This is a genomic window from Pseudomonas sp. Bc-h (assembly GCF_002080045.1).
GTDB lineage: Bacteria > Pseudomonadota > Gammaproteobacteria > Pseudomonadales > Pseudomonadaceae > Aquipseudomonas.
In genome coordinates, this window is sequence record NZ_MUIN01000004.1 from 79,484 (window position 1) to 102,671 (window position 23,188).

The 23,188-nt window shown below is 60.1% G+C and carries 21 protein-coding genes; 11 read left to right on the plus strand and 10 right to left on the minus strand.

Features of this window, described 5'->3' with window-relative positions; genetic code table 11:
• Positions 1-5: 5 nt before the first annotated feature.
• From pqqC to BWR59_RS07285, 4 genes are read left to right on the plus strand one after another with little or no spacing between them, the layout of a single operon-like run.
• Positions 6-761 carry a pyrroloquinoline-quinone synthase PqqC gene (gene pqqC, locus BWR59_RS07270; RefSeq protein ID WP_081564963.1) on the plus strand — a complete coding sequence of 252 codons (756 nt, stop codon included), beginning with the start codon at positions 6-8 and terminating at the stop codon, positions 759-761.
• Entirely contained in the window at positions 758-1,033 is a 276-nt protein-coding gene (gene pqqD / locus BWR59_RS07275) for a pyrroloquinoline quinone biosynthesis peptide chaperone PqqD (RefSeq protein ID WP_081564964.1), read from the plus strand. Before pqqC ends, pqqD begins: the two co-directional genes overlap by 4 nt.
• Positions 1,034-1,085: 52 nt before the next feature.
• The gene (gene pqqE, locus BWR59_RS07280) at positions 1,086-2,216 is read left to right on the plus strand and encodes a pyrroloquinoline quinone biosynthesis protein PqqE (RefSeq protein WP_168184464.1); all 1,131 of its coding nucleotides are present in this window, start codon (positions 1,086-1,088) and stop codon (positions 2,214-2,216) included.
• Positions 2,182-4,008, plus strand: coding sequence for a S9 family peptidase (locus BWR59_RS07285; RefSeq protein WP_081564966.1), 1,827 nt, complete (start codon positions 2,182-2,184; stop codon positions 4,006-4,008). Before pqqE ends, BWR59_RS07285 begins: the two co-directional genes overlap by 35 nt.
• A 103-nt stretch (positions 4,009-4,111) precedes the next feature.
• Here BWR59_RS07285 and BWR59_RS07290 read toward each other — a convergent pair whose 3' ends face one another.
• Together BWR59_RS07290 and BWR59_RS07295 are read right to left on the minus strand one after the other, a co-directional pair.
• Positions 4,112-4,273, minus strand: a complete 162-nt coding sequence (locus BWR59_RS07290; RefSeq protein ID WP_081564967.1) for a YqaE/Pmp3 family membrane protein — start codon at positions 4,271-4,273, stop codon at positions 4,112-4,114.
• Between the two features lie 191 nt (positions 4,274-4,464).
• The gene (locus BWR59_RS07295) at positions 4,465-5,166 is read right to left on the minus strand and encodes an aminotransferase class III-fold pyridoxal phosphate-dependent enzyme (protein ID WP_081564968.1); all 702 of its coding nucleotides are present in this window, start codon (positions 5,164-5,166) and stop codon (positions 4,465-4,467) included.
• A 215-nt stretch (positions 5,167-5,381) separates the two neighbouring features.
• Between BWR59_RS07295 and BWR59_RS07300 the strand changes: the two genes are divergently transcribed.
• Complete coding sequence (locus BWR59_RS07300; protein ID WP_081564969.1) at positions 5,382-6,323, plus strand: LysR family transcriptional regulator; 942 nt, start codon at positions 5,382-5,384, stop codon at positions 6,321-6,323.
• Positions 6,324-6,538: 215 nt separating this feature from the next.
• On the opposite strand, the gene BWR59_RS07305 is transcribed toward BWR59_RS07300, so the two are convergent.
• The 4 genes from BWR59_RS07305 to BWR59_RS07320 form a co-directional block, all read right to left on the minus strand.
• Positions 6,539-8,317, minus strand: a complete 1,779-nt coding sequence (locus tag BWR59_RS07305; RefSeq protein WP_081564970.1) for an acyl-CoA dehydrogenase C-terminal domain-containing protein — start codon at positions 8,315-8,317, stop codon at positions 6,539-6,541.
• A 223-nt stretch (positions 8,318-8,540) separates the two neighbouring features.
• Positions 8,541-9,836, minus strand: a complete 1,296-nt coding sequence (locus tag BWR59_RS07310; protein ID WP_081564971.1) for a GGDEF domain-containing protein — start codon at positions 9,834-9,836, stop codon at positions 8,541-8,543.
• Between the two features lie 167 nt (positions 9,837-10,003).
• The gene (locus tag BWR59_RS07315; RefSeq protein WP_081564972.1) at positions 10,004-11,809 is read right to left on the minus strand and encodes a phenylacyl-CoA dehydrogenase; all 1,806 of its coding nucleotides are present in this window, start codon (positions 11,807-11,809) and stop codon (positions 10,004-10,006) included.
• A 355-nt stretch (positions 11,810-12,164) separates the two neighbouring features.
• The gene (locus BWR59_RS07320) at positions 12,165-12,461 is read right to left on the minus strand and encodes a pyrroloquinoline quinone biosynthesis protein PqqE (RefSeq protein ID WP_074752257.1); all 297 of its coding nucleotides are present in this window, start codon (positions 12,459-12,461) and stop codon (positions 12,165-12,167) included.
• 308 nt (positions 12,462-12,769) lie between these two features.
• On the opposite strand from BWR59_RS07320, the gene BWR59_RS07325 reads away from it, so the two are divergent.
• The 6 genes from BWR59_RS07325 (at position 12,770) to BWR59_RS07350 (ending at position 19,473) form a co-directional block, all read left to right on the plus strand.
• Positions 12,770-13,579: a LuxR C-terminal-related transcriptional regulator gene (locus tag BWR59_RS07325; protein ID WP_081565248.1), complete on the plus strand. Its 810-nt coding sequence runs from the start codon at positions 12,770-12,772 to the stop codon at positions 13,577-13,579.
• Between the two features lie 295 nt (positions 13,580-13,874).
• Positions 13,875-15,011 carry an ABC transporter ATP-binding protein gene (locus BWR59_RS07330; protein WP_081565249.1) on the plus strand — a complete coding sequence of 379 codons (1,137 nt, stop codon included), beginning with the start codon at positions 13,875-13,877 and terminating at the stop codon, positions 15,009-15,011.
• Between the two features lie 62 nt (positions 15,012-15,073).
• Complete coding sequence (locus BWR59_RS07335; protein WP_081564973.1) at positions 15,074-16,225, plus strand: spermidine/putrescine ABC transporter substrate-binding protein; 1,152 nt, start codon at positions 15,074-15,076, stop codon at positions 16,223-16,225.
• Positions 16,226-16,255: 30 nt separating this feature from the next.
• Complete coding sequence (locus tag BWR59_RS07340) at positions 16,256-17,188, plus strand: ABC transporter permease (protein WP_143490787.1); 933 nt, start codon at positions 16,256-16,258, stop codon at positions 17,186-17,188.
• A 1-nt stretch (position 17,189) separates the two neighbouring features.
• Positions 17,190-18,008: an ABC transporter permease gene (locus BWR59_RS07345; RefSeq protein WP_081564974.1), complete on the plus strand. Its 819-nt coding sequence runs from the start codon at positions 17,190-17,192 to the stop codon at positions 18,006-18,008.
• Positions 18,001-19,473, plus strand: coding sequence for an aldehyde dehydrogenase family protein (locus BWR59_RS07350; RefSeq protein ID WP_081564975.1), 1,473 nt, complete (start codon positions 18,001-18,003; stop codon positions 19,471-19,473). The genes BWR59_RS07345 and BWR59_RS07350 overlap by 8 nt, the downstream gene beginning before the upstream one ends.
• 86 nt (positions 19,474-19,559) lie before the next feature.
• On the opposite strand, the gene bioD is transcribed toward BWR59_RS07350, so the two are convergent.
• From bioD to bioF, 4 genes are all read right to left on the minus strand, one after another.
• Positions 19,560-20,240: a dethiobiotin synthase gene (bioD, locus tag BWR59_RS07355; RefSeq protein WP_081565251.1), complete on the minus strand. Its 681-nt coding sequence runs from the start codon at positions 20,238-20,240 to the stop codon at positions 19,560-19,562.
• A gap of 88 nt (positions 20,241-20,328) precedes the next feature.
• Positions 20,329-21,177 carry a malonyl-ACP O-methyltransferase BioC gene (gene bioC / locus BWR59_RS07360; protein ID WP_081564976.1) on the minus strand — a complete coding sequence of 283 codons (849 nt, stop codon included), beginning with the start codon at positions 21,175-21,177 and terminating at the stop codon, positions 20,329-20,331.
• Positions 21,170-21,901, minus strand: coding sequence for an alpha/beta fold hydrolase (locus BWR59_RS07365; RefSeq protein WP_081564977.1), 732 nt, complete (start codon positions 21,899-21,901; stop codon positions 21,170-21,172). Before BWR59_RS07365 ends, bioC begins: the two co-directional genes overlap by 8 nt.
• Entirely contained in the window at positions 21,894-23,084 is a 1,191-nt protein-coding gene (bioF, locus tag BWR59_RS07370) for an 8-amino-7-oxononanoate synthase (RefSeq protein ID WP_081564978.1), read from the minus strand. Before bioF ends, BWR59_RS07365 begins: the two co-directional genes overlap by 8 nt.
• Between the last annotated feature and the right edge of the window lie 104 nt (positions 23,085-23,188).

The window sequence follows — 23,188 nt, forward strand, 5'->3', positions numbered from 1 at the left end:
CCGACATGAGCGACCCGACGCCGCTGTCCCCCGCTGAATTTGAACAGGCCCTGCGTGCCAAGGGCGCGTACTACCACATCTACCACCCGTTCCACGTGGCGATGTACGAAGGCCGCGCGACCCGTGAACAGATTCAGGGCTGGGTCGCCAATCGCTTCTACTATCAGGTGAACATTCCCCTGAAGGATGCCGCGATTCTGGCCAACTGCCCGGACCGCGAAATCCGTCGCGAGTGGATTCAGCGCCTGCTCGATCACGACGGTGCGCCCGGCGAAGATGGCGGCATCGAAGCCTGGCTGCGCCTGGGCCAGGCGGTGGGTCTGGATCCGGACCAGCTTCGCTCGCAGGAACTGGTTCTGCCGGGCGTACGATTTGCCGTCGATGCCTATGTGAACTTTGCCCGCCGCGCCAACTGGCAGGAAGCGGCGAGCAGCTCGCTGACCGAATTGTTCGCGCCGCAGATTCATCAGTCGCGCCTGGACAGCTGGCCGCAGCATTACCCGTGGATCGATCCGGCCGGCTACGAATATTTCCGTACGCGTCTGGGCCAGGCGCGGCGCGACGTCGAGCATGGTCTGGCGATCACCCTGCAACACTACACGACGTGGGAGGGCCAGCAGCGCATGCTGGAAATCCTGCAGTTCAAACTCGACATTTTGTGGAGCATGCTGGACGCCATGAGCATGGCGTACGAGCTGAACCGTCCGCCCTATCACAGCGTCACTGACCAGCGTGTCTGGCACAAAGGAATTGCCCTATGAGCTTCAATCGCGAACTGGTGCCGAGCTGGCGCCGGGGTTATCGGTTTCAGTTCGAGCCCGCACAGAATGGTCATGTGCTGCTGTACCCGGAAGGCATGATCAAGCTCAATGAAAGCGCCAGCGAAATTGGCGGCCTGATCGATGGGCAGCGCAGTGTTGCTGCGATCATCGCCCTGCTCGACGAGAAATTCCCTGGCGTTCCCGAGCTCGGCACCGACGTCGAGCAATTTATGGAGGTCGCTCGTGCAGAACACTGGATCGAACTTGCCTGAAACCGGAGTTGACCCAGGCTCTGAGTCAGCGCCAGCCCACACGCAACCGTATATTCCGCCGACGCCTGCCGTCGGCCTGCCACTGTGGCTGCTCGCCGAACTGACGTATCGCTGCCCGCTGCAATGCCCCTATTGCTCCAATCCGCTGGATTTCGCCAAACAGGGGCAAGAGTTAAGCACCGAGCAGTGGTTCAAGGTCATGGCCGAAGCCCGGCAAATGGGTGCGGCGCAGATCGGCTTTTCCGGTGGTGAACCACTGGTGCGCCAGGACCTTGCCCAACTGATCGCCGAGGCCCGCCGACTGGGTTTCTACACCAACCTGATCACCTCCGGAATCGGCCTGACCGAGCAGAAGATCATCGACTTCAAGGAGGCCGGTCTGGACCATATCCAGATCAGCTTTCAGGCCAGCGACGAGCAAGTGAACAACATGCTCGCAGGGTCGAAAAAGGCCTTCGCGCAGAAGCTGGAAATGGCCCGTGCGGTGAAGAAGCACGGCTATCCGATGGTGCTGAACTTCGTGACCCACCGGCACAACATCGACAAGATCGACAAGATCATCGAGCTGTGTGTGGCGCTGGAAGCGGACTTCGTCGAATTGGCCACCTGCCAGTTCTACGGCTGGGCGCAGCTGAATCGCGTCGGTCTTTTGCCGACCAAGGATCAGTTGGTGCGCGCCGAACGCATCACCAACGAATACCGCGAGAAGCTCGCAGCCGAGAATCACCCGGTCAAACTGATCTTCGTCACTCCCGACTATTACGAAGAGCGCCCCAAAGCCTGCATGAACGGCTGGGGCAACCTGTTCCTGACGGTCACCCCGGATGGCACCGCCCTTCCCTGCCATGGCGCGCGGCAAATGCCGATTCAGTTTCCCAATGTGCGCGACCACAGCATGCAGCACATCTGGTACGACTCGTTCGGCTTCAATCGTTTTCGCGGTTACGAATGGATGCCTGAGCCTTGCCGCTCCTGCGACGAGAAGGAAAAGGACTTCGGCGGCTGTCGCTGTCAGGCGTTCATGCTCACGGGTGATGCGAGCAATGCGGACCCGGTGTGCAGCAAGTCGCCGCAACACAGCCTGATCACCCAAGCCCGCGACGAAGCCGAGTATGCTAGCCAGACCATCGAGCAACTGGCTTTCCGCAATGAACGAAACTCACGCCTCATCGCAAAATCCTGATCTGTTCTCTGCCGCCCAGGCCGTGGCGGCAGGCATCGATTTCGCCGAGCTGAGCGTCAGTCCCGCCGGCCTTTTCTGGAACGAATTCCGCCCGCAGGACGCGGCCTCTCGCATATGGCGCTGGCAAGACGGCGCCACCACTTGCCTGACGCCGAACGGCTTCAGTGTTCGCAGCCGCGTGTATGAATACGGCGGCGGCTCGTTTTGCCTGACCGATGATTCAGTCGCGTTCGTCAACGAAACCGATCAACAGATCTATCTCCAGCCCTTCGACTCCAGCACCCCACAGGCCCTGACTCAGGGCGACAAGCGCTATGGCGATGTCCGATTCGCCCGTGGGCAGATTCTGGCGGTCGAGGAGGATCAAGATGTTCACCGGCTGGTGTCTCTCGGTCTCGCCGATGGCCGACGTGAAATCCTGGCAGAAGGGGCGGACTTCTATGCGTCGCCAACCCTGAGCCCCAACGGTGATCGTCTGGTATGGATCGAGTGGTGGCGCCCCCATCAGCCCTGGACGTCGACGCGCCTGATGAGCATGGAGCGTCTGGCCGACGGAAACTGGGGACGCGCGCATTGCCTGGCAGGCGGTCTGGGACTGGAAGCGCTGCAACAGCCGCGCTTCGACGATCAAGGCCGCTTGTACTGCCTGACCGATCGCTCTGGCTTTTGGCAGCCGTGGGTCGAAACGTTAGAAGGTCTTGAAGCATTGCCCGCCGCCAAAGCCGATCATGCCCCTGCCCCATGGCAGCTGGGCGGTTCGAGCTGGTTACCGTTGAGCGACGGCGCTTATCTGGCGACTTGGTCCGAAGACGGAGTCGGCGTTTTAGGCCTGCGCTTGGCTGACGGCACTCAGGAAAATTTCAGCGGCGATTACAGTCGTTTTCGTAGCCTGGCTATCGACGATGACTTTATCTACGCTATCGCCGCTTCGGCCATCTGCCCCTCGGCCGTGATCGCGATCAACCGCGCCGACAGAAGTGTTCTGGTGCTGGCTGGAGGTGTTTCACCCTTGCCCGCCGAGCGCATCAGCCGCCCGCAGACGTTGCGTTATCCAAGCGGATCGGGGGAGGCTCACGGCTATTTCTACCCGGCCATGAAAGGCGAGGAAAAACCGCCACTGGTGGTGTTCATCCACGGGGGCCCGACTTCCGCCTGTTATCCCGTGCTCGATCCACGCATTCAATACTGGACGCAACGCGGTTTCGCCGTCGCCGACCTCAATTATCGCGGCAGCACCGGTTATGGCCGCGCATATCGACAGGCGCTGTTTCTGGAATGGGGCGCGGTGGACGTCGAAGACGCCTGCGCAGTAGTGGATTATCTGGGCAATAAGGGCCTGATCGACCCGAGCAATGCATTCATCCGCGGCGGTAGCGCCGGTGGCTATACCACCTTATGTGCGCTGGCTTTCAAGGACGTCTTTCGCGCGGGCGCGAGTCTGTATGGAGTCAGCGATCCACTGGCGCTCGCCGAAGCCACGCACAAGTTCGAGGCGGATTATCTGGACTGGCTGATCGGCGACCCGGACATCGACATGGTCCGCTACCGCGAACGCACGCCGTTGCTACATGCCGATCGGATCAAGGTGCCGGTGATCTTCTTTCAGGGCGAACTCGACGCCGTGGTCGTCCCCGCCCAGACCCGCGACATGCTCAACGCTCTCTTGGAGAAAGGCATCCCAGCCGAAGGCCACTTCTACCCTGACGAACGCCACGGCTTTCGCAAGGCCGCCAACCAGGCCCATGCGCTGGAGACCGAATGGGCGTTTTATCGCAAGGTGATGGATAGCTGAGTCTTGCAACTGCAGCAGTCCGGCTGCTGGCGGTGGCGATTTAATCAACGCCACCGCCGGCAAGCCGCACGGCTACAGGTCCTGGAGGCGAACTTTCTGCTGCTTACTTACGGCTGGCAATGATGTAAACCGCATGAATGATGCCGGGGAAGTAACCGAGCAGGGTCAGCAGGATGTTGAGCCAGAAAGCGCCGGCGAAGCCGACTTGCAGGAACACGCCCAGGGGTGGCAGCAGGATAGCGATGATGATACGAATGATGTCCATGGGTAGAGCTCCTGATCAATAAGATGGCCCATGAAGGCCACACAGCTAATCGACTCTGCCGCGTCGCAGACGTTCACTTTTTGGCTATCAGCGAGCCATCATCCAGCGCGCAAAAAAACGCCCCGCCCCAAGGGTTTCCGGAGCAGGGCGAGCGTACAAAACGCAAGACGGTATGGGGTGTTAAATCCGGGTCACGCCATCAGGCCCGTTGGAACGGCGTGGCGTTGCGGTTTGGCATTGGAAGTCGTGCGTGAGGGACGCATTGAAGTGGGTTCAGGCACGCAGCCAGGAAGCTGTTCGATTTGTGCTGTGCAGGCATGACCGCGAGCGAGCAATGCCGCACTGCGCGGGCTGCGATTGGAGTGATCGCCCAGCACCACGATATCTGCTGAGACCTCATAGGCGTCTTCACACAACAATCCACCGTGCTGACCCACGGTGCCCCGCGCCTCATTGAGAATCAGCAGGATATTCAGTTCGCGACAGAGTTTTTCCACGCCTTTCACATAGGCTTGCGAAGCGGGCGTCACCACTGCACTGCCTTGGATCGGCTCCAGCACGATAGCGACGGTGTTCGAGTCCACTGCCGCATCGATTGCCACCCGATCATTGAATGGCACACAGCTGAAGTGGCTCGCCATCGATTCGATCAGCACATCGAAACGTCCGCCACTGGCGACCACAACGCCGCATTTGCCACGCCGATGTCGCTCGCCCCATTTACGCGCCAGTGTTATCGCCCCAGTAAAGGCATCCTGTTCATCGACGAACAGACCAGCCTGATCGCTATGGGTACGTTGGCGCAGCCGTTGTAGCGGGGATAGCAGTGCGGGAGCGACAAGGACATCACCGGCTTCTGTTTGCGCCTGGCGCAGCAGCTTGAGCAGGTTCATGAGCGCGCCCCCTTCAACCGCTGAAATCGTCGCTCATCGATATCGCCGATCAATCCTTGATCCAGATTTTTCGCTTTACCTATGTAAGCATCTTCGACTCGAACACTGCTCATTGCGCTTTATCGCCCTGCAACCCCTGTGAGTTGGGCGTAGACTATGCCCCGACAACCTCTACGGCCATTTCGATTTTCCAGCCATTTCGATAAGAATCACTTATGGATATCCGCCAACTGCGCTATTTCGTCGCGGTGTATGAAGAGGGGCACGTGGGTCGGGCCGCCGAGCGTCTCTCCCTGTCGCAGCCTGCGCTGTCCCAACAGATTCGTTTGCTGGAACACAGCCTCGACGTCAGCCTCTTCGAACGCACCAGTAAACGCCTGCTGCCCACCCTCGCCGCACACACCTTGTATAACCATGCCGTTCCGCTTCTGGACGGGATGCAGCGGGCTCGCGACGCGCTACGTAACTTCAAGGGGCAATCCCAGAGAACCTTGGCCATTGGCGTGATGCAGACCGTGCATTCGAGCTTGGTGCCGCAAATGCTGGAACATGTGCGAAAGGCGCAACCCCATTTGGTCGTACAGATCTACGAGCTGAGCGCGATGGAAATCGAACGTCGTCTGCTCAATGGCTCGCTGGATATCGGCATCAGTTATCTGCCGCCACGTCAGCCGGGGCTGCACGGCATGCTGCTGTACGAAGACGAACTGAAACTCGTCATTCCGGCGAACCATCCCCTGCGCGAATTCAAGAAGGTCTCGATGAGCCAGGCGGCGGAATTGCCGATGCTGTTGCTGGGTGAGGAGTTTCAGGTGCGGCAGATCTGGCAGACGCAGCTGAGCAATCTGGGTCGTCGCCCTCACGTGCAGGCCGAGCTGAACAATATGTCAGGGATTCTCGACAGCCTGACTCACATGAAGCTGGCGACCGTGTTGCCGGGCCGCGCTCAGGATATTCAGGACAACGAAGAATTGCTCTGGAAGCCATTGAGCGAACCGAGGGTGCCGCTGCAGATCGGCCTTGTGTATCGAGATGCACAACGACAGCAGGCGACGCTGGAATTGCTCAGGTCCGTGCTGGACGAAGTGGAGAACCCGAAACCGGCGACTCTGGAGAGGGATGTAGGGAGCGGAGAAGGTTTTACGAAGCGCAGATAAAAGAAAACCCCGCCGAGGCGAGGTTTTCCAGACTGTTTCCCTGTGACTTCCTTTTCGTCCCGCCATCCTGGCAGGTATTCCCTACGTGTCCATGTTGTCTGTTTGCGCATCCTGCGCGACGTCCATGTGTGTAGATTAATGTTGGATCCATTAGAGCGATAGAGCCAGATTGTCAGCACGTCGTGTAAGCAAATGCTTACACGAGCGCGACTTCATCAGAACTGCGATGCGTCCAGCAGGTACAGGGATTCACTGCCTGCTTTTACCGACGCCGCAAGTGACTGAATTCTCGGCAAAAGACGCGCGAAATAGAAGCGCGCCGTTCCCAGCTTGCTCGCGTAGAAGTCTTCCTGGGCCTCTTTGCCCAACGCGGCCTTGGCAGACATCGCCCACATATAGGCATAGGCCACGTAGCCGAAGACGTGCAGATACTCGACCGATGCGGCGCCGATCTCGTTGGGATTGCTGCGTGCGCGGTCCAGTACCCAGTCGGTCAATTCATCCAGGGTGGTCAGCGCAGCGCCCAGCGGCTTGGTGAATTCTCCGAGGGAGGCGTCAGACGCGGCGATGAATTGGCGAACCTCTTCCGAGAACAGCTTGTAATACGCGCCACCGCTGCCGACGACCTTGCGACCCATCAGGTCCAGCGCCTGAATGCCGTTGGTGCCTTCGTAGATCTGGGTGATGCGCACGTCGCGAACCAGCTGCTCCTGGCCCCATTCACGAATGTATCCGTGGCCGCCGAACACTTGCTGGCCGTGGACGGTGGTGTCCAGGCCCATGTCGGTAAGGAAAGCCTTGGCCACCGGCGTCAGCAACGCAACGAGTGCGTCGGCGCGCTCACGCACCTGCGCATCTTCGCTGTACTTTGCGGTATCGAGCTGCATGGCGACATACGTCGAGAACGCGCGACCGCCCTCGTTCAGGGCTTTCATCGTCAGCAGCATGCGACGCACGTCAGGGTGAACGATGATCGGGTCGGCGATGGTGTCTTTGGACTGCGCGCCAGTCGGCGCACGGCTTTGCAGGCGGTCGCGAGCGTATTCGATCGCGTTTTGATAGGAGCGCTCACCCGACGCCAACCCCTGAATGCCAACGCCCAGACGCTCGTAGTTCATCATGGTGAACATCGCCGCCAAGCCCTTGTTTGGCTCGCCGATCAGATATCCTTCAGCCCCATCGAAGTTCATCACGCAGGTGGCGGAGGCCTGAATACCCATCTTGTGCTCGATAGAGCCACAGGAAAGGGTGTTGCGCGCACCCAGGCTACCGTCGCCATTGACCAGGAATTTCGGCACCAGGAATAGAGAGATGCCTTTCGGGCCTGCTGGCGCGTCCGGCAGTTTCGCCAGCACCAGGTGAATGATGTTTTCGGTGAGGTCGTGCTCGCCACCGGTGATGAAGATCTTGGTGCCACTGATCTTGTAGGCCCCATCGACCTGCGGTTCAGCCTTGGTGCGGATGATGCCCAGGTCAGTCCCGGCATGGGCCTCGGTCAGGCACATGGAACCGGCCCAGATACCCGCATACATGTTTGGCAGGTAAGTGGCTTTCAGTTCTTCGCTGGCGTGAGTGTTGATCGAAACGCAGGCGCCGGAGGTGAGCATCGGGTACAGACCGAACGCCAGGCTCGAGGAGTTGACCATTTCTTCGACCTGAGCCGAAACCGCCTTGGGCATGCCCATGCCGCCAAACTCGGGATTGCCGCCAACACCGACCCAGCCGCCTTCGGCGTAGGTCTTGTAGGCCTGAACGAAGCCTGCCGGCGTGGTCACGGCGGTGTCATTCCAGTGGCAGCCCTCTTCATCGGCTGCGCGGCTTAGAGGCGCGACTGATCTGCTGGTGACCTTGCCGGCTTCTTCGAGAATCGCCTCCACGGTTTCTGCATCCACCGCTTCGGACAGCTCGGGCAACGTGGCCCAGAGTCTGGAGACTTCGAACACTTCATTGAGGACGAAGCGCATATCGCGCAAAGGCGCTTTGTAGTCAGCCATGGCAAACCTCGCAAACAGCAGCAGAAAACCCGGAAAAGAGACGCCGCAGTCATTCTGCGGCGCCGATGTGTCAGTTGATCCGAGTGTACATGAACACCATTTGCGACACATAGGGTCAGGTAGTGACCATTTATCAAATTATGGTCACCCGAAAACGACAGGTATGGAAAGGCCTTCACCGGAAGGTGAAAGCCTTTGATTACATAGAATAAGGAGATGTCACTCAGCTGGCGGCGGCCATTCTCACAGCACCGCGCTTGTTGGTCTGGCCATGGGCGATGACGCAATTTCGACCAGCACCCTTCGCCGCATACAGCGCCTGGTCGGCGGCCTTGAGCACTTCTTCAGGGTTGCGATGCTCGGGTTGGCGCTCGGCAACACCCATGCTCACGGTGACTGAAACGGTCGTGGCTTGGGACCCTGCGCGGCGCTGGCGGCCTTGCTGGTCATCCTGTGGCCGACTGTCCGGGTTACGTAAATGGATGGCGTAGTTAGCGATGGTTTCCCGAATGACCTCCAGATGCGGCATGCACTCGTCCAGCGTCTTGCCCGCGAAAACAATGGCGAATTCCTCCCCGCCGTAGCGATAGGCCCTACCGCCGCCGTTAGTGATCTTCGACAGTTTGCTGGCCACTAGACGCAGCACCTGGTCGCCCACGTCGTGGCCGTGGGTGTCGTTGAATTTCTTGAAATGGTCGACGTCACTCATCGCCAGCACATAGTTGCGACCCAGACGCTGCATGCGCTCGTTGAGCGCACGACGTCCCGGCAAGCCGGTCAGCTCATCGCGGAACGCCATCTGATACGCCTCATGGGCGACCGCCGAAGCGATCATCAGCATGACCTGGCTGCACATGATATTCAGGGTGAACGGCAGGATGAAGGTTTTCGGCAATGCCCAGAACAATCCGACCAGACCCACCAGCTGCGCGGCATGCAGCGGGCGAGGCTTGCGGATGTACTGGGTGGTCAGCACAGCAAACGCAATCAGGAAGGTGGCGTAGGACAACTGAATCAGGCTCATCCACTCGCCATGCAACGACGGCCAGCGAATGTCGGCAAGCCACGCCAGCAAGCTTTCCGGAAAGCTCTGCTCAAGCCCGAGGGCCACGCTGCCGACGGCGACCAGCACCGCCAGGCGCGCGACCAGATCCTGAAACAGATGCGTGCGTTCTTCCCAGGAGGCATATAACGCGAACATCACCGGGAGCAGCAAACAACAGAGATGAAACACCACCGCTGCGTCTTCACGGACTTTTCCGTTATCACGGTAGTAATCGGTCTGGGTGTCGAGCAGGAAGTAGGCGATGTACACCGTGATCATCAAAAACAGCTCGCGCTGGCGTTTGTAAACGCCGCAATACGCACCACCCAACAACAACACCAGGGTGGGAAGCACGTTGAACAGTGAAGTGAAGAACACATTGAGGTCCTTCACATACGCAGCCGCGAGTCCGGCGAGCAAGAGCGCCAGTGAGGGTAGGAAATGGCTGATACGTGCAGCGGAAGGGCGCAGCAAGAGGAGTGACTCCTACTTTTTCAAATCAAATGGCATTGTGCCTTTATCGGCCGAACATCAGATTTGATTAGTAGAAAATGTGAGGCAGATCACTCTTTTCGTGTGCTCACAAAAAAGCCGCCTATCCCGAAGGACAAGCGGCTTTGAGCTAAAACCCTGGGGCTGGCTTAGTACGCCAGGCCGAAGTGCTCTTCGTTCATGTCCATCAGGTTGCCTGCGCCCGACAGCATGGCTGCAACGTGGGTGCGGGTACGCGGCAGGATGCGCTGGAAGTAGAAGCGCGCAGTTTGCAATTTGGCGGTGTAGAAGGCTTCTTCGGTGGTGCCGGCTGCCAGCTTCTCAGCTGCGACACGTGCCATGTCAGCCCAGAAGTACGCCAGGCAGACGTAGCCGGAGAACATCAGGTAATCCACCGAAGCAGCACCGACTTCTTCACGGTCCTTCATGGCGGCCATGCCGACCTTCATGGTCAGATCGCCCCACTCCTTGTTCAGTGCAGCCAGCGGAGTAACGAATTCGTTGACCGCTTCGTTGCCTTCCTGCGCCTGGCAGAACTTGTGAACGATCTTGGTAAAGCCCTTCAGCGCCTCGCCTTGAGTCATCAGCACTTTACGACCCAGCAGGTCGAGGGCCTGAACGCCGGTGGTGCCTTCGTACAGCATCGAAATGCGGCTGTCGCGAACGTTCTGCTCCATGCCCCACTCGGCGATGAAGCCGTGGCCGCCGTAGATTTGCACGCCATGGTTGGCGGATTCGAAACCGACTTCGGTCATGAACGCTTTGGCGATCGGGGTCATGAACGCCAGCAGGCCGTCAGCTTGCTTTTTGGCTTCTGCGTCGTCGCTGTATTTGACGATGTCGACCTGCTTGGCGGTGAAGTACACCATCGCGCGAGTACCCTCGGCGAAAGCCTTCATGGTCAGCAGCATACGACGCACGTCCGGGTGAACGATGATCGGGTCAGCGGCTTTGTCCGGCGCTTTCGGGCCAGTCAGCGAACGCATCTGCAGGCGTTCACGAGCGTATTTCAGACCGCCCTGAAAGCCGATCTCGGCGTGAGCCAGACCCTGAAGAGCGGTGCCCAGGCGCGCGGTGTTCATGAAGGTGAACATGCAGTTCAGGCCCTTGTTCGGCGGGCCGATCAGGTAACCGGTGGCGCTGTCGAAGTTCATCACGCAAGTGGCGTTGCCGTGGATGCCCATTTTGTGTTCCAGCGAACCACAGCTCACCGCGTTGCGCTCGCCAACACTGCCGTCGGCAGCTGGCAGGAACTTGGGAACGATGAACAGCGAGATGCCTTTGGTGCCAGCAGGCGCGTCGGGCAGGCGGGCCAGCACGATGTGGACGATGTTATCGGCCATGTCGTGTTCGCCAGCGGAAATGAAGATCTTGGTGCCAGAAACTTTGTAGGAACCATCAGCCTGAGGTTCGGCCTTGGTGCGCAGCATGCCCAGGTCGGTACCGCAGTGAGGTTCGGTCAGGCACATGGTGCCGGTCCATTCGCCGGAAACCAGTTTGGTCAGGTAAGCGTCTTGCTGCTCGGGGGTACCGTGCTCGGAGATGGTGTTCATCGCGCCATGGGACAGGCCTGGGTACATGCCCCACGACCAGTTGGCTTCGCCGACCATTTCGCTGACTGCAAGGCCCAGCGACTCAGGAAGGCCCTGACCGCCATGAGCGACGTCGTGGGCCAGGCTAGGCCAGCCGCCTTCGACGAACTGCTTGTACGCTTCTTTGAAACCAGTCGGAGTCTTAACGCCAGACTCGCTCCAGGTGCAGCCTTCTGTATCGCCAACACGGTTCAGCGGTGCCAGTACCTGCTCACAAAACTTGGCGCCTTCCTCGAGAATGGCGTCGACCATGTCAGGCGTGGCGTCCTGGCATGCTGGCAGACTCTGATAGTGCGCTTCGTAGCCGAGCAGCTCGTCACGAACGAAGCGAATATCACGCAAGGGGGCCTTGTAGTCAGGCATAGCGATAAACCTCTGCTGATGAATCCTGGAATTGATGACCGTAGGGTCACTGCGGGGACTCGCCCCTGCGCCGACGTCTATGGTTTTGTTCGGCGGTCAAACAGTTGTTTGAAACATACGTTTACGCCCAATTGTTGTCAAGGGTGCGTCATGAACCTTTCATCGACGATGCGTTGGAGATCACGAACGAACGCGCCCGCAGCACACTGAAAGTGCTGAGCCGATTGGGTTGAGTCTAGTTGACGGGGCGTCGAGAACGGCGGTCAGAGCGCCGCGATTCGGACGGCTGATAGGGCGTTATTCAGGGAAGGGCGAAGCAGACGTCGACGTGCGCCGAAGCGCACGTGAAAGGGGGTCAAGCGTAGGTGTCGATCAATGTGCCGAGCATTTCGTCGCTGGCCTTTTCGACTTTGACGCCAGCCTGGACCTGGATCTTGCCTTGGGTCAGTTCGACGATATTGGTCGCCATGTCTGACGCAGGAGGGCGGTCGACCGCTCGCAAGCGCTCAAGCTGAAAATCAGAAGATTGAGTGCGTCCGGACACTTCAGTCGCCGGGCTGGCCAATTGAGTGGCGGCCTGATCGACACGATTCTGCCCGACCTGAATAGCGCTCAGGCCTGGATACAACGTGTTGTTCAGTGAGATTTGCATGACCACGATCCTCTGTTCATAAAACGAACAGTCAGCATTGAAACAGACGAAGCGAGAAAACGCCCGTCAAAAACCATAATGGCATTAGGCCTCCTAATAGAGAAAGACCAAAACCGTCGACGAACGTTACTGCGTAGCAACCGGTGACACGCCCTGCGTGAAAATGGTGCAGCGCGAAACAGTTCCAGGCTTCACCATAACCGGTTGGCGCCCTGCTCGCCGCGTCCATAGTCTGGAAATGTGCAGTGGCGCACATCCTGCATCCTGTGCTGAACTGCCCTTCCACGGACCCGCCCTCGAACGTCTCCATGCGCCCAAAGGAATTGAAACACTGGACCACCGGCATCGCTCATCTTCTCGACCTTCCGGGAGGCGCCGCGCGTCTGGCAGGTTTGAGTCAGTGGCTGAAGCAGATTGCGCCGGTCGATCACTTCGTCCTGTTCGTCTACGAGGGCAACCACCGTCCGTTGGCGCTGTTCGACACCTTCGCGCCTGACAAACGCAAGATTTACGTCGACGACTATCAGGTCGGGCCTTATCTGCTCGATCCGTTTTATCTTGCCTGTACACGCAAGCAGCAGCCAGGGCTGTGGCGCCTGCGCCAGTTCGCCCCGGACCACTTCTACCTCAGCGAGTATTACCTGGCGTATTACCAGCAAACGGGCCTGGCGGAAGAAGTCGCGTTTTTCGTCGATCTGGGCGGTGACGCGATGGCCGTGCTGTCACTGATGCGTGCGACCGCCAGCTGCGCATTCAGCCGTGACGAACTGCAGTTGATGGAGTGCGCGCAGGCGGTCGTCGAGCAGGTCATTACCGAGGCGTGGCGTCAGCATCGCGTGCAACAACCTCGCTCGCCTCAGGATCTGGACTTCAAGGTTCACGCCGCTTTCGACCATTTCGGCGATCACATCCTTACCGGACGCGAGCAGGAAATCGTTCGCCTGCTGCTGCGCGGTCATTCCAGTGCCTCGGTGGCAGAACAGCTTTCGATCAGTCCGGGGACGGTGAAAATCCATCGCAAGAACATCTACGCGAAGCTCGGCATCGGCAGCCAGGCCGAGCTTCTGGGGCTGTTCATACGTGAGCTGACGGGGCCGGATATCGCCGTTTCCGCCTAAGGGCTTCACCGTGGGAGCTGCCGGAGGTTACGACGGTGGCGAAAGCGGTTGTTCGGCCAGTAGAGGTGTATCGGATGTACCGGCCTCTTCGCGACCCTCGTAACCTCGGATTGCTCCGACAGAGGATGCGTTGTTCCACCGATCTGCTGCCCCCCGAAACTGCGGGATGATCTGGATTCTCGACTGAATATCCAGAAACGACCTCTATCCCCCGAGGGATATATACAGCGCAAAACCGCGATTGTTAGTTTGGCCTCCATTGCAGCGAACCCTGCACGGAATGCGAGAGCCAATGATGAGCGACAATCGCCACGAAAACGATATCGAGTTCTGCAACGTAGAAAAGCACTACGGGAACCTGAAGGCCGTCAACAACCTGAGTTTTCAGGTCAAGCGCGGCACGTTTCATTCTTTTCTCGGTGGCTCCGGCTGCGGCAAGACCACGACGCTGCGCATGATCGCAGGCTTCGATCAGCCGACCCTCGGCGAGGTGCGTCTGGGCGGCAAGAATGTCGCAGGCGTGCCGGCCTATCAGCGTCCGGTGAACATGGTCTTCCAGCATTACGCGCTGTTTCCTCACATGACCGTGTCGCAGAACATCGCCTACGGGCTGCGTTATCTGACACCCCGCCCCGATAAAAAAGAACAGCAGCGGCGCGCCGACGAAGCGCTGGAAATGGTGCGGCTCTCCGGGCTTGGCCACCGCAAGCCCAGCGAGCTGTCCGGCGGCCAGCAACAACGAGTGGCTCTGGCCAGAGCCTTGGTGAACAAACCGACCGTGCTCTTGCTCGACGAACCACTGGCGGCGCTGGATCGCAAGTTGCGCAAGGAAATGCAGTCCGAACTCCTGCGCCTGCAACGGGAAGTCGGCATCACCTTCGTGCTGGTGACCCACGATCAGGAAGAAGCGCTGTCGATGAGCGACAGCATCAGCGTCATGCACAGCGGCTCGATCATCCAGACCGCCTCGCCCGAGCAACTCTACGAAGCGCCAGCGACTCGTTATGTGGCGGACTTCATCGGCGAATCGAATCTGTTCAACGGCACCGTTCGCCATGTGCAGGGCAATTCAGCACTGCTGCGCACAGAGCAAGGCATCGAACTGAGCAGCCCGCTGACGCCCAACGGCACGACCCTGAGCGCGAACACCGAAGGCTGCATCGCGGTGCGCCCGGAGCTGATCGACATCGCCGCGAGGGGCAGCCTGCAAGGACGGGATGTCACGCTGGACGGCTGCGTGGAAGACCGCATCTATCTCGGCAACATCACCGAATACCGTGTGCGCACTCAGCCGTTCGGGATCGTCTGCGTGCGAGTGCCGCGCCAGCATGGTTCGGGCACCCAAAGCACTTTCGACAACGCAGGTTTTGAACACGGCGCGGCAGTGCAGGTGGGCTGGAACAACGCCAGCGGCCTGGCCATGGCCCTGTAGCGACTAAAGCAGCGAGCAAAGCAACTCTAACGATCGAACACTTATCAGACGGGGAGAATGCCATGGACCAGAAGACCTTTATCAAGACGATGCGCAGCTGGCAGAACGGTTCGATCACTCGCCGGGACTTCCTTGGGCGCACAGGCCTTGGCATTGCGGCTGCGGTGGTCGCCACCAACATGCCGGGGCTGCTCGCTGGCAGCTCGAGCGCCAGTGCGTTGGGCGCTGAAAAGAGCATCGGTGATCGACTCGGCCTGGCGACCTGGCCCAACTATCACAGTCAGGACAACCTCGATAATTTCGCCAAGACCACCGGCGCGCGCGTCGCGATGAGCGTGTTCGGCTCCAACGAAGAAATGCTCGCCAAACTGCAGGCCGGTGGTAGCGGCTGGGACGTGCTGGTACCGACCAACTACACCATCAGCACCTACGTGAAACTGGGCCTGATCGAGCCACTGGATCTGGCGCGCATTCCCAACTTCGACCCGTCAGCGTTCCAGGAAAAATTCATGGCCCAAGGCACGGTCGACGGCAAGGTCTATGCCGTGCCGAAAAACTGGGGCACCACCGGCATGGCCTACGACAGTGCCAAGCTCAAGGCCAAGCCTGCGTCGTGGAAAGAGTTCTGGGCCATCGCCAAGGATCAGGCCGACGGCCGCACCATGGTCCACGATTATCAACTAACGGCCATCGGCAACGCGCTGAAGTCCTTCGGTTACAGCTTCAACTCCCTTGATCCGAAAGAACTGGCGGACGCCGAGAAGCTGCTGATCGAGGTCAAGCCGCACCTGTTCGCGATCAACTCCGATATCCAGCCATCGATGCGCAGCGGCGACGCAATTCTCGCCATGTCCTGGACCGGCGATGCCTCGCAACTGCATCGTGACATTCCGTCGATGGTCTATGCCCTGGGCAAGGAAGGCGGCGAGTTGTGGAGCGACTTCTTCGCGATCCCGAAAAGCGCCGAGCACAAGGACGCCGCCTACGCATTCATCAATTACCTGCTCGACCCACAGCACAACAAGCTGGAAGTGCTGAGCCATGGCTACCCGAGCGGTGACAAGCGCGTCGACGCGCTGCTGCCCGCGGCAATGCTCAACGACCCGATCATGTACCCGGCCGCCGAGCAGTTGAGCCCGCTGGAGTTCGGCGCTGCCGCGACGCTGACCAGCCCGTTGCGCGCCGAACTGATGGCCCGCTTCAAGTCCGCATGACCTCTCGCTATGAGCAATAAGGAACCGCACATGGATGCCGTCATTAACTCAGCCGCGCGGCACGCCGAGGCCAGCGCGGCCGACGCTGATACTCAGCGCGCGCAGGACAAGCGGCGCAGCCTGGGGCGCCGAATCACGCTGCTGATGCTGCTGCCGTCGACCCTGTGGTTCCTGCTGCTTCTGGTGATGCCGCTGGTGATCATTCTGGTCTTCAGCTTTGGCGAACGCAGTGCCGTCGGCGGATACGCCGGGGGCCTGACGCTGGCCAACTATCTAAACCTCGGCTCCCGCGCCGCCGCGTTTGGCAACACGTTGTTGCTCGCGCCCCTAGGGACGCTGGTGTGCCTGCTGGCCGCTTATCCGCTGGCGTATTTCCTTGCGGTCAAGGCCGGCAAGAATCGCTCGTTGTTACTGACGCTGGTGATCGTGCCGTTCTGGACAAGCTTCCTGATCCGCACCTACGCATGGATTTTCATCCTCAGCGGCAAAGGCATTCCGGCGCTGCTCGCCAGCGTCGGGCTGGACGACGTGCGCCTGATCAACACGCCGTACGCGGTGCTGATCGGCATCGTCTACGGCTACCTCCCGCTGATGGTGTTTCCGATCTACGTCAGCCTGGAAAAACTCGACAAACGCCTGCTGGAAGCTTCGGCCGATCTGGGCGCCAGCGCCTTCGAAAGCTTTCGACGCATCACTCTGCCCCTGTCTGCTCCGGGGATCATTACCGGGGTGATGCTGGTGTTCATTCTGCTGATGGGCGAATTCCTGATCCCCGCCGTGCTCGGTGGCGGCAAAGTGTTCTTCGTCGGCAACGCACTGGTGGACCTGTTCCTGCAGTCGCGCAACTGGCCATTCGGCAGTGCGCTGGCGATGACGCTGGTGGCAATCATGCTGGTGATCATCGGCATCTATCTCAAACTGGTGGCCCGCTACGGCGGCAAGCCCGGCGAAGGAGCGCTCTGACATGTGGCTGCGCACGTACTCCACTTCGCTGTACCTGTTTCTCTACCTGCCGATCGCCCTGATCATGCTGTTCAGCTTCAACGCCGGTCGCAGTGGCCTGGCCTTCGAATGCTGTTCTGTGCAGTGGTTCGGTCGCGCCTTCAGCAACCCTTTCATCATGGAAGCCTTGGGCAACAGCGCGCTGATCGCAACCTGTTCGGCAGTGCTGGCAACGCTGTTCGGCACGCTGGCGGTGTTTGGTTTGCAGCGCGCCAACAGCAAGGTGCGGCTGGTGTTCGATGCCCTGACCTACTGCGCAATCATCATTCCCGGCATCGTCATCGGCATCTCGACGTTGATCGCCTTCATCAGCGTGTTCGACCTGATCAACCCGCTGCTGGCCCAGCTGATGCCGAGCATTCCCAAGTTGAACATGGGGTTTTTCACCGTAGTCGCAGCCCATTCCTTATTCACCATGGCGCTGGTCATGGTGATTGTGCGCAGCCGCGTCGATTCTCTGGACAAAGCGTTGCAGGAGGCCTCCGCCGATCTGTACGCCCCGCCACTGGAGACCTTCTGGCGGGTGACCCTGCCGCAGATCACCCCGGCGATCATGGCGGGCTTCCTGCTGGCGTTCACCTTCAGCTTCGATGATTTCATCATCGCGTTCTTCGTCGCGGGACCGGAAACCACGCTGCCGATCTACATCTTTTCGTCGATCCGGCGAGGTGTCACGCCGGAAATCAATGCCGTCTCGACCGTGATCATCTGCGCCTCGCTGGCTTTGCTGTTCACCTCCCGCTATCTGCAGAATCGCCGCACAGGAGCCTCACATGCGTGATCAGTTGTACATCAACGGCGAGTGGGTCAGCCCCGATCTGGGCGGCTACATGGATGTCATCGATCCGGCGACCGAGCAGGTTCTGCAACGGGTCGCGGCCGGCACCGAAGAAGACATCGATCACGCTGTGCGTGCTGCGCGAAGGGCGTTCGACAGCGACTGGGGGCAGACTACAGGCGCCGAACGGGCCGTCTGGCTGGAGGCGCTGGCCGACGAACTTCACGATTCGCAGGATGAGTTGGCGACGCTGGAAGTAGGCGATAACGGCAAACCCTTGCCTGAAGCGCAATGGGACATCGGCGATGCGATTGCCTGCTTTCGCTATTACGCGGGGCTGGCTCGTGAGCTGGACGGTCGGCAGGATCAGCCATTGGCCCTGCCTGACGAACGCTTTCGTTGCCGCACTCGCCTGGAGCCGATCGGCGTCGCCGGGCAGATCATTCCGTGGAACTACCCGCTGCTGATGGCCGCCTGGAAAGTCGCCCCGGCACTGGCAGCAGGGGCGACAGTCGTATTGAAACCCTCGGAGCTGACGCCACTCACAGCCCTGGAACTGGCAGGCGCCGCAGACCGTATCGGTCTTCCGGCGGGCGTGCTGAACATTGTCACGGGACTTGGGGCCGATGCGGGCAGCCCACTCACGTTGCACCCTGGCGTCGACAAGCTGGCTTTCACCGGCAGCGTCCCGACGGGCTCGAAAATCATGGCGGCGGCCGCCAGCGACATCAAGAACATCAGCCTGGAGCTGGGCGGAAAATCAGCGTTCATCGTGTTCGACGACGCCGATGTCGAGGCGGCAGTGGAATGGATTCTGTTCGGGATTTTCTGGAATCAGGGGCAGGTCTGCAGCGCGACGTCCCGCCTGCTGGTGCAGGAAGACATTGCTCCGCGCCTGATTGAACGACTGGTCGAGGAGACTCGCAAGATCACTATCGGCCAAGGTCTTGAGGAAGGCGTGCTGCTCGGACCGCTGGTAAGCCGCGGTCAATACGAAAAGGTCTTGGGCTTCGTCGATCAAGGTAAGGCCAGCGGCGCGAAGCTGCTCACCGGAGGCAAGCGTCCAGCGCATCTGGAGCAGGGTTACTTCATGGAACCTGCGATTTTCGACGAGCCTGCGCACAACAGCATCATCTGGCGCGAAGAAATCTTCGGGCCGGTGCTCTGCATCAAGCGCTTCAAGGATGAACAGCAAGCCGTGCAGATGGCTAACGCCAGCCGCTTCGGCTTGGCGGCGGCAGTGATGAGCGCCGATCCGCAACGAGCGACGCGCGTGGCCAATCAGCTGCGCGCCGGAATCATCTGGGTGAACTGCTCACAACCCACCTTCGTCGAAGCGCCCTGGGGAGGAATGAAGCACAGCGGCATTGGCCGGGAGCTGGGCCAGTGGGGGCTGGATAACTATCTGGAGGTCAAGCAGGTGACCGAGTACGTCAGCGATCAGGCTTGGGGGTGGTATATCAGATGATTTCACCTGATTTGACGCAGAGCGTCAGACGAAGCATTCCCACGCAGAGCGCGGGAACGATCACTGGATCTGACGAACCCAGCGCTCTAGTCCAGCAGCTCCAGATGCAAATGCTCGGCAACCATTTCCGCAGTGGCCTTCTTCATGTGGGGCACGCGGCCCAGGCACGGCGCGGGCAAGCGCTCGGCCAGAGTCGCGAGGTTTTCTTCGAGGCGCGAGGTTTTGGGGTCGATGATATTCGCCACCCAGCCCGCCAGTTGCAGACCGTCGTTAGCGATAGCCTCCGCCGTGAGCAACGCGTGGCTGATGCAACCCAGCCGCACACCCACCACCAGGATCACGGGTAGCTTCAACGCGATTGCCAGATCGGAAAGGTTTGCCTGATCCGCCAGTGGCACGCGCCAGCCGCCCGCGCCCTCGATGAGGGTGAAGTCGGCCTGTTTGGCCAAGATATGGCGCATCGGTTCAAGCAACGAACTCACCGTCAGCGCTACCCCCGCCTCCCGCGCTGCCAGATGCGGGGCAATGGGCGGCTCGAAGGCAACGGGGTTGACCTCGTTATACGTCAATGCGATGGAACACTCGGCGCGCAATGCCACCGCGTCGGGGTTGCGCAGGCCCTTGGGCTTCACATCGCAGCCGGAGGCGACAGGCTTGCCCGCCGCCGTGCTCAATCCGGATTGTCGCGCCGCATACAAAAGCCCGGTGGCAATGGTGGTCTTGCCAACATCGGTATCGGTTCCCGCGATGAAATACGCAGCGCTCATCTTGGCGACCATCCGTTCAGAATTTTTCAAACTATTGCCTATTCACTATAGCGCTCACACGAACGGCGCTCGCAAAACCGGTCACTTTTTAAACAATCGCAGGTTTTTCCAGCACGGCATAGACCACCTGATAGGTCGCCGGCAGGCCTTTTTCCTGACGATAGCCTTCATAAGCCTCGATCAGCGCCTGAATGCGCGCTCGCCCGGTCAACCCGCCCGGACGTCCCGGATTGATGTTGTGGGCGCCGAGGGCCTTGAGTTCGTGGGTCAAGCTGCGCACGTCGGGGTAATGCAGAACGTGGGGCAGCACAGCCAGGCTGCGCACTCGCAGACCGCTGGCGGTGCACAGCGTCTGATAGTCCTCGAAATCACGGAAACGATTGACGTGAACCATGCCGTCCACGGCCTGCCAGCTGTCGCGCAGTTCATACAAGGTGCCGACGCACAGGCTGGCAAAGCCGAACACGCCGCCCGGCAGCAACACTCGATTGGATTCGCTCAGGACCGCAGCGAAATCCGAACACCACTGCACGGCCAGGCTGGAAAACATCAGTTCGACGCTGCCATCGCGCAGCGGCAGGTTCTCGGCATCGCCGGCCACGTAATGCTGCGCGCCACCCGAAGGACGTGCGTGACGCAACATGCCTTCGGCGATATCTAGCGCGACACCTTCACTCTGCGGAAAATTCTGCGCCAGCACGCGACTGAAATAGCCCGTCCCGCTACCCAGATCGAGCCAACGCGAGGGCGTCATCTGAGGCAGACGTGACATCAGCTCGGTACCAACGGCGCGCTGCAGATCGGCAACGCTGTCGTAGCTCGCCGCTGCCTTGGAAAATGACGCCGCTACCTGACGCTTGTCAGGCAGATGGCTCTGGGTGGTCGCCTGTTGCTGTTTCACGGCCTTCAACACCGCACAATGGGAAAGATCAGTCATCACCGGACTCATGTAGGAACGCCTGGACCGCCGCAGCGACGCCGTGGGGGTTTTCCAGGATGAATGCGTGGCTCGCCTGTTCGATCATGCCGACTTCGATATCGGGCAAAAGATTGAGCAGATCGGCCGAAGCCTCAGCCGGGACCAACGCATCAAGACCGCCGAACAGATGTAACTGCGGCCCTCTGAAAGCCTGCAGCGCGGCGCGAGTGTCCATTTGTTCGAGCAATTTCAGGCCCTCGATCAGGCCATTGCTGGTGCCGTGGGGGGCGCCAGCCTTGAGTTGTCGCGACAACGCGCGTGGCTCTTCGGCGCCTTGTACGCAAAGCAGGCTGAAGCGCTTGAGGGTCGCATCCGGATCGGCCTTGCAGCCTGCGATGAACGCATCGAAATCGGTCTGTGGCATCGCGTTCGGCCATTGGCTGCGGGCGACGAAGCAGACGTTGCTGGCGAAGGTTGCCAGCCCGCAGCAACGCTCGCCACGTCGCGCCGCCAGCTCGGCTGCCAGCATGCCACCCAAGGACCATCCGCCGAGCCAGACGTTGTCCGGCAGGCTCGAATCCAGTTCGTCGAGCCAGTCGCCGAGGTCGTCGTTGTCCATGTCCGGCAACGGTTCGATCTCGACGCGCAGGTGTTCGTCCAGCCCTCGTAGCGCCGCAGCCAAAGGCTCCAGCGGCGAAACGCCAAGCCCCCAGCCTGGCAGCAGGATCAACCGATCACGCATGATGTGCGCCCACCGTTTCACTTTCCCCCAGCAGCGGCCAGCACTGCTCCAGTGCTTCCAACAATAGCTGCACCTGAGCCTGGCTGTGGGCCGCGGACAAGGTAACGCGCAAACGCGCGCTGCCAGCAGGAACGGTCGGAGGGCGAATCGCGGTGACCATCAGGCCGCGTTCTCGCAGCATCTGCGACAAGCGCAGGGCGCGACCGCTGTCGCCGATGAGAATCGGCTGGATCGGCGTGAAACTGTCCATCAGCTCCAGGCCAATGGCTTGCGCGCCATCGCGGAACTGCTTGATCAAAGCCTTCAGATGCTCGCGGCGCCAATGTTCGGTGCGCAGCAGTTCCAGGCTTTTCAGGGTGGCGCAGGCCAAGGCTGGTGGTTGGCTGGTGGTGTAGATGTACGGCCGGGCAAACTGGATAAGGGTTTCGATCAGCTCTTCGCTGCCCGCGACGAACGCCCCGGCGGTGCCGAACGATTTGCCCAGGGTGCCGATCAACACCGGCACATCATCCATGCTCAACCCGAAATGCTCGACGATCCCTGCGCCGTTCGCACCCAGCGGGCCGAAGCCATGGGCATCGTCGACCATCAGCCAGGCATTTTTTTCTTTCGCGACCTTGGCCAGCGCAGGCAAGTCAGCGATGTCGCCGTCCATACTGAACACGCCGTCTGTTACGACCAACGTGTCACCCACGGCCTTTTCCAGCCGATTGTTCAGGCTGTCAGGGTCGTTGTGCAGATAACGAGAGAAACGCGCGCCGCTGAGCAGGCCGGCGTCGAGCAAAGACGCGTGATTGAGGCGATCTTCCAGAACGGTATCGCCCTGCCCCACCAGAGCCGTAACGGCACCGAGATTGGCCATATAACCGTTGGAGAACAGCAAGGCGCGCGGGCGACCGGTGAGGCCTGCAAGTGCTTCTTCGAGTTCATGGTGCGGTGTGCTGTGGCCGATGACCAGGTGCGAGGCCCCGCCACCCACCCCCCAACGCTCTGCGCCTGCTTTCCAGGCCTTGATGACCTCAGGGTGATTGGCCAGCCCCATGTAGTCGTTGTTGCAGAATGCGAGCAACGGTTTGCCGTCGACCACAACCTCGGGGCCCTGCGGGCTCTCGAGCAGCGGGCGTTGACGGTAAAGGTGTTCGGCACGCCGGGCAGCGAGACGTGCGCTCAGATCGAAAGACATGCAGGCCTCGTGGTTCAGATCACAAGAATCGAAGTAAATGCGGTCTCTGTGGGAGGGCGCTTGCTCGCGAATACGCAATCACGTTCAACATTGATGTCGAGTGA